A 5,645-nucleotide genomic window follows, 5' to 3' on the forward strand; every position below is an offset into this window, starting at 1 on the left:
CTCCTCCTCGCTGGCGGCGCTCCGACGAGGAGACGAAGTCGAACGAGGAGGTATCCCCGGGGTGCTTCCATCCGGCGGGGTCCCGCACTAGATGACTGACAGAGTTTCCCGAAAGGACCACCCATGACCCTGCATCTGCCCACGCCGCTTCGTGACGCAAACGCCGCCAGCGGTGGCTTCGGCGACTTGCCCGACTGGGACCTGTCCGACCTCTACCCCGCGCCCGACGGCCCGGAGTTCCCGCGCGACATGGCCGAACTGGAGCGCGCCTGTACTGCCTTTGCGCAAACCTACGAGGGGCGGCTTGGCCGGCAGGATGCCGCGGGCCTTCTGGCCTGCGTGCAGGAATACGAACGGATCGAGGTGATCGCCGGGCGGCTCATGTCCTATGCGGGTCTGCGCTACTATCAGAACACGCTCGACCCCGACCGCGCCAAGTTCATGGGCGACGCCCAGGACCGGGTGACGGACGCCACCACGCCGCTCGTGTTCTTCAGCCTCGAGTTCAACCGCCTGGATGATGACCACCTCGCCCGCCTGATGGCCGCGAACGCAGACCTTGCGCGCTACAAGCCCGTCTTCGACCGGTTGCGTGCGATGCGACCGCACCAGCTTTCGGACGAGCTGGAGAAGTTCCTGCACGACGAGAGCGTGGTTGGCGCCAGCGCCTGGAACAAGCTGTTCGACGAGACGATGGCAGCGCTGATGTTCAGCGTGGCCGGAGAGTCGGAAGAGCTGAACCTGGAAGCGACGCTGAACCTCTTGACCGACCCGAACCGTGCGCGGCGCGAGGCGGCGGCAAAGGCGCTGGCCGAGGTTTTCCAGAAGAATGTCAAGCTCTTCGCGCGCATTCATAACACGCTGTCTAAAGAGAAGGAAATCCACGACCGCTGGCGCAAGATGCCGACGCCGCAGCACGGGCGGCACCTCTCGAACCACGTCGAACCCGAGGTGGTCGAGGCGCTGCGGAATGCCGTCGTGGCCGCGTACCCCAAGCTTTCCCACCGCTACTACCGGCTGAAGGCCAAATGGATGGGCCTGGAGAAGCTCCAGGTCTGGGACCGGAACGCCCCCCTCCCGACCGAGACGCCAAGGACCGTCAACTGGGCCGAGGCCCGCAAGACCGTGACCGATGCCTACGCCGCCTTCGACCCCCGGATGGCCGATCTCGCCACGCCATTCTTCGACAAGGGCTGGATCGACGCGGGCGTGAAGCCCGGCAAAGCCCCCGGAGCGTTCGCCCACCCGACCGTCACCACCGTCCACCCCTATGTCATGCTCAACTACCTCGGCAAACCCCGCGACGTGATGACCTTGGCGCATGAGCTTGGCCACGGCGTCCACCAGGTGCTAGCGGCAGGGCAGGGCGAGCTTCTGGCCTCCACCCCGCTGACCTTGGCCGAAACGGCGAGCGTGTTCGGCGAGATGCTGACCTTCCGGAAACTTCTCGATCAGGCCAAGACCCCAGCCGAGAAGAAGACCCTCCTCGCCGGCAAGGTCGAGGACATGATCAACACCGTCGTCCGCCAGATCGCCTTCTACGACTTCGAATGCAAGCTCCACGCCGCCCGCGCCGAAGGCGAACTGACCCCGGACGACATCAACGCGCTCTGGATGTCCGTCCAGGCCCAATCCCTGGGCGACGCGTTCGAGTTCATGGCCGGGTATGAGACCTTCTGGGCCTATATCCCCCACTTCGTCCACTCGCCCTTCTACGTCTACGCCTATGCCTTCGGCGACGGCCTCGTGAACGCGCTTTACGCGGCCTATGCAGGCGGGCTGCCGGACTTCCAGGAGAAGTATTTCGCCATGCTGAAGGCGGGCGGGTCGCAGCACCACAAGGAACTGCTGGCGCCGTTCGGGCTGGATGCGAGCGACCCGAAGTTCTGGGACAAGGGGCTGAGCATGATCGCGAGCTTCATTGACGAACTGGAGGCAATGGAAGCCTGAGGCGACGTAAGGTTTCGCGCGGCGCCGACCTTGAAGTCGACAAAGTTTTGCGAAAAAATCGCCTTATGGTTGTGGCCTTTCGGGCATTAAACCCGTCGTCCCTGGAGAGTTTAATTGCCTCTGTTCTTGCGTTCGCTGCCGCTGTCCTTCGGTACGCTGTGGCATTACATCTTCCTGCTGCCCCTCGTCCTTCTGTTCATGCTGCCCCTGATGGTGCTGACCTTGCTGCCCTTGGTCGGATCCTTGATCAGTGTGACGATCTTCACCTTCATATCCTTCGTCGGATTCCGCTGCGCCCTGACCGCCCATGGCAAGGGCAACGAGCCTGCCGTGGAAAAACTGGTGCGCTCCAGCATGTTCTTCGGCGTCATCGCCACCGTGGTGAGCGCGGTTCTGTTTCTGCTGTGTGTGGGGGCCGTGCTTGGGCTCATGCACTTCGGGGTAGAGGGCAATGTGGACGCCCCCTGGGGAGATGCGTTGCCCATGGTGCCAAGCCTTGCGGTGATCGCGTTCTTCGTCATGAACGGGCTCTACACCTGCGCGGTTGCAGTGCCGATGACGGCGGCGGCGGTCGAGGCCACCTCGATGGGACGTGATGCTGATCCGATCTTCGGGATTGGCCGGGGCATGTTCAGCCTCGCCCTGATCTGGATGCTGTGGCTGTACGCCCTTTTCAACTGCGGGCTTATCGAGTTCGTCATCGAGCAGGTGGGCTTCATTCTCTACACAGCCCTGGGCAACTTGATCGACCTGGCGCCTGTCGAGCAGCCCGAGTTCAACCCCGTGGCGATCGTCGGGGCGATACTGGCGCTTCTGTGGGGAAGCTGCTGGTACTACGCCACCGCGATCATCGCCTGGCAGGACGAAGTCAAGAGGCGTGAAGCGAACCGGGTCACGGTGCGCGAAGTCTCCCGGACCAGCGCCGAAGAGCTCCGCGCGCTGCGCGAGGCGCGGATGCCGGGTGGGCGGGACCTGATATAAAGCAGGATCGTCTGGCGTAAGAATCCGCCCCAAGACCGGACATTGTTTACGGTTTTGGGGCCAATGGACCTGGCGTTCGCGATTATTCGTCAATCCACTTGTGCAGGGGTCAGGGCTTCATACATCACCGATCCCCGGAGGCAGCCTGGTTTCGCCAAGGGCTTTCCGGGCCGGTGATGGAGACACCTATGCCTCTGTTTCTGAAAGCTCTTCCTCTCTCGTTCCAGACCTTCTGGCGTTACCTGATCATTCTGCCCGTCCTGGCTGTTCCATGCCTGGCGGTCTATGTTGCAACCTTCTTCATTCCGATCCTCAATCTCGTCGTACAGGCGACCCTGATCAATCTTTGCATCATGGCCGGACTGCGCACTGCGCTTGGCGCGCGCGGCCATTACACCGATCTCGACATCGGGAAACTTGTGCGCGGAAGCCTGGCGTTCGTCTTTCTCGGCGTCGTGGTGTCTATTCTGATTTGGGTGGTAGTACTTGTGTTTGTTCCGCTTGTGACACTCCCGGACTCTCCCTACGAAATCACCGAGGAAAACTATTCCGCTGTGGCATTGATCCTGGTCGTGCCTTTTCTCTACTCGCTCTTCAACCTTGCCGTGGCAGTTCCAATGACCGCCTCGGCGTACACAGCCACCCCGCGCGCCGCGCAGACCCATGTGTTCTGGGGGTTCGGCCAAGGCATGTTCAGCCTGCTGGTTGTCAGCCTGGCCTGGCTGTTTATCCTCGGCACTTTCATAGTCTGGGGATATGGCGAGACCTTGATAGCAAGTGGCCTGCAGTATGCGTTCGGGACCGCCAGCTTCAGTTTCGGGGACAAGATCCTGACCGTCCGCGCCGACCTCTATGAATCGATCGGCGGTCTGCTTGTCGTAATCTGGGCCACCTGCTGGTACTTCGCGACCTCGGTGCTGGCCTGGGAGCGCTTGCGCAACAAGCTCGAGGCCGAGCGCGCGACCAGACTGGAAGTCACACGGACCTCGATCGAAGATCTCCGTGCGCTGCGCGAGTCGCGGATGCCCGGCGACCCGGGCGGGATGTAGGCTGGACAAGGCGTCGGGCGAAACGGGGTCGGTTTTGCGGTGTATCATCCGGCGCAATAATGACCGCCACGCAGTGCATTGTTTACGGGGGCGGGGCCAATAAACCCCGCCCCCGCGATTATTTTGTCAGCCTACTTGTGCAGGGGTCGGGGGTCCATACATCACCGCTTCCCGGAGGCGGCCTGGTTTCGCCAAGGGCCTTCCGGGCCGGTGATGGAGACGCTCTATGCCTCTGTTTCTGCAAGCCCTTCCGCTTTCCCTGAAAACCGTCTGGCGCTATCTCGCGGTGCTGCCGATCCTCGGGATCATTGCGCTTCTCCTGCTGCTGGCCAGCATCATTCCCGGCATCGGTTACTTCGTGCCGGGGACCGTCTATGCCTACTGCATCATGACCGGCCTGCGCTGTGCGCTTGTGGCGCGCGGCCACACCGTCGACCCCGAGTTCGGGCAGATGCTGCGGGGCGGTCTTGTCTTCTGCCTCATGACCATCGGCGCGACCTTTGTGATCGAATACCTGTCAGTCTATCTCTCGGCTGGCATTCTTATGGTTGTCCGTGCGTTTGGCCTTGGCGGTGAGGCCTGGTCAGGGGTCTGGATCTGGCTCGGCGGCGGATTGAGTCTCTATGTCTTCCTCATGCTGATCTGGGGGGCGGCGCTTGCCGTGCCGATGACCGCGGTGGTGGCGGATGCCGATGCGAAGGGCACGGGCGTGAACCCGTTCAAGGGCCTTGGAACGGGCATAGTCGGGCTCAGCATCATCAGCCTGATCTGGATGATCGGCGGCAACCTCTTTTCCTTCTTCGGCGAAGTGGCGACGATGTTCGCGCTCGTCTCCTCGACCATCTATGCCGTCTTCAATGCCAAGGACCCAGCCTGGGATGTCAGCCTCAGCCCATTCTCGCTTCTGGGTGGTACGCTTTTCATGACCTGGGCCTCCAGCTGGTTCTTCTCGGCAGCGGTGCTTTACTGGGAACGCGCCGAGGCCCGGCGCAAGGCCACCGCTTCAGCCCAGGTCAAGGCGTCCAGGGCCACAAGTGACGACCTCCGTGCCCTGCGCGAGTCGCGGATGCAGAAGGAGCGGGGACCCGACTGACCCGGAATGCCAAAGGTGGCGGGGCGCCGAAGCCTCGCCACCCTGTGCAGCAAATTCTCGCGGGTCAGGTTTGCAGGTCTTGGCAAGCGGGCCCGAGCGACCTAGCTTTGTCTGGCAGGCAGGAGGTACCAATGCCCGAACTGGTTCGCCTTTACATCCAAAGCGTCGCCCTGGGGTTTGCCATTGCCGCGGCCTTCACGGCAGGGCTTCTGTGGTTCGACGTGGCAGGGATCGGCCATCTGATCCTGGCGTCCGACATGGGCTGGGTCGCCGCAGGAATGCTGGTCGTGTTCAACGGCATCGTCTTTGCCGCCGTCCAGTTCGCCTTCCGCATCATGGCGATGGCGGAGCCCGATGATCGTTCCGGCGGCGGCGGTCATGCTGCGCGCACGCTGGTCCCGGTGCCCGTGCCGGCGAAACCCCGCGCCAAGCGCTAAGGGTGGCGGGCCCGCAGCAACCGTGAGGACCGGGGTTTTCCCGAGAGCCAGAGGTCTCAGGTGGGCGCCAGATACCCGGACCAGGATCCGGGCAGAGCCAGCCCCCGTTCGCTTGCTTATCGGCCACTGGAAAAT

General features: G+C 62.8%; 5 protein-coding genes. All 5 read left to right on the forward strand.

Annotation, left to right across the window (positions count from 1 at the left end):
* Positions 1-123: 123 nt before the first annotated feature.
* The 5 genes from ACRCSW_RS12695 (at position 124) to ACRCSW_RS12715 (ending at position 5,510) form a co-directional block, all read left to right on the forward strand.
* Positions 124-1,950: a M3 family oligoendopeptidase gene (locus ACRCSW_RS12695; protein ID WP_438705583.1), complete on the forward strand. Its 1,827-nt coding sequence runs from the start codon at positions 124-126 to the stop codon at positions 1,948-1,950.
* Between the two features lie 114 nt (positions 1,951-2,064).
* Positions 2,065-2,931 carry a hypothetical protein gene (locus tag ACRCSW_RS12700; RefSeq protein WP_438705585.1) on the forward strand — a complete coding sequence of 289 codons (867 nt, stop codon included), beginning with the start codon at positions 2,065-2,067 and terminating at the stop codon, positions 2,929-2,931.
* Positions 2,932-3,119: 188 nt separating this feature from the next.
* A complete protein-coding gene (locus ACRCSW_RS12705; RefSeq protein WP_438705587.1) occupies positions 3,120-3,980 on the forward strand; it encodes a hypothetical protein in 861 nt (286 codons plus the stop codon).
* 226 nt (positions 3,981-4,206) lie between these two features.
* The gene (locus tag ACRCSW_RS12710; protein WP_438705589.1) at positions 4,207-5,073 is read left to right on the forward strand and encodes a hypothetical protein; all 867 of its coding nucleotides are present in this window, start codon (positions 4,207-4,209) and stop codon (positions 5,071-5,073) included.
* A 131-nt stretch (positions 5,074-5,204) separates the two neighbouring features.
* Positions 5,205-5,510, forward strand: a complete 306-nt coding sequence (locus ACRCSW_RS12715) for a hypothetical protein (protein WP_438705591.1) — start codon at positions 5,205-5,207, stop codon at positions 5,508-5,510.
* Positions 5,511-5,645 lie beyond the last annotated feature (135 nt).

Source organism: Tabrizicola sp. (assembly GCF_051645465.1).
Lineage (GTDB): Bacteria > Pseudomonadota > Alphaproteobacteria > Rhodobacterales > Rhodobacteraceae > Tabrizicola.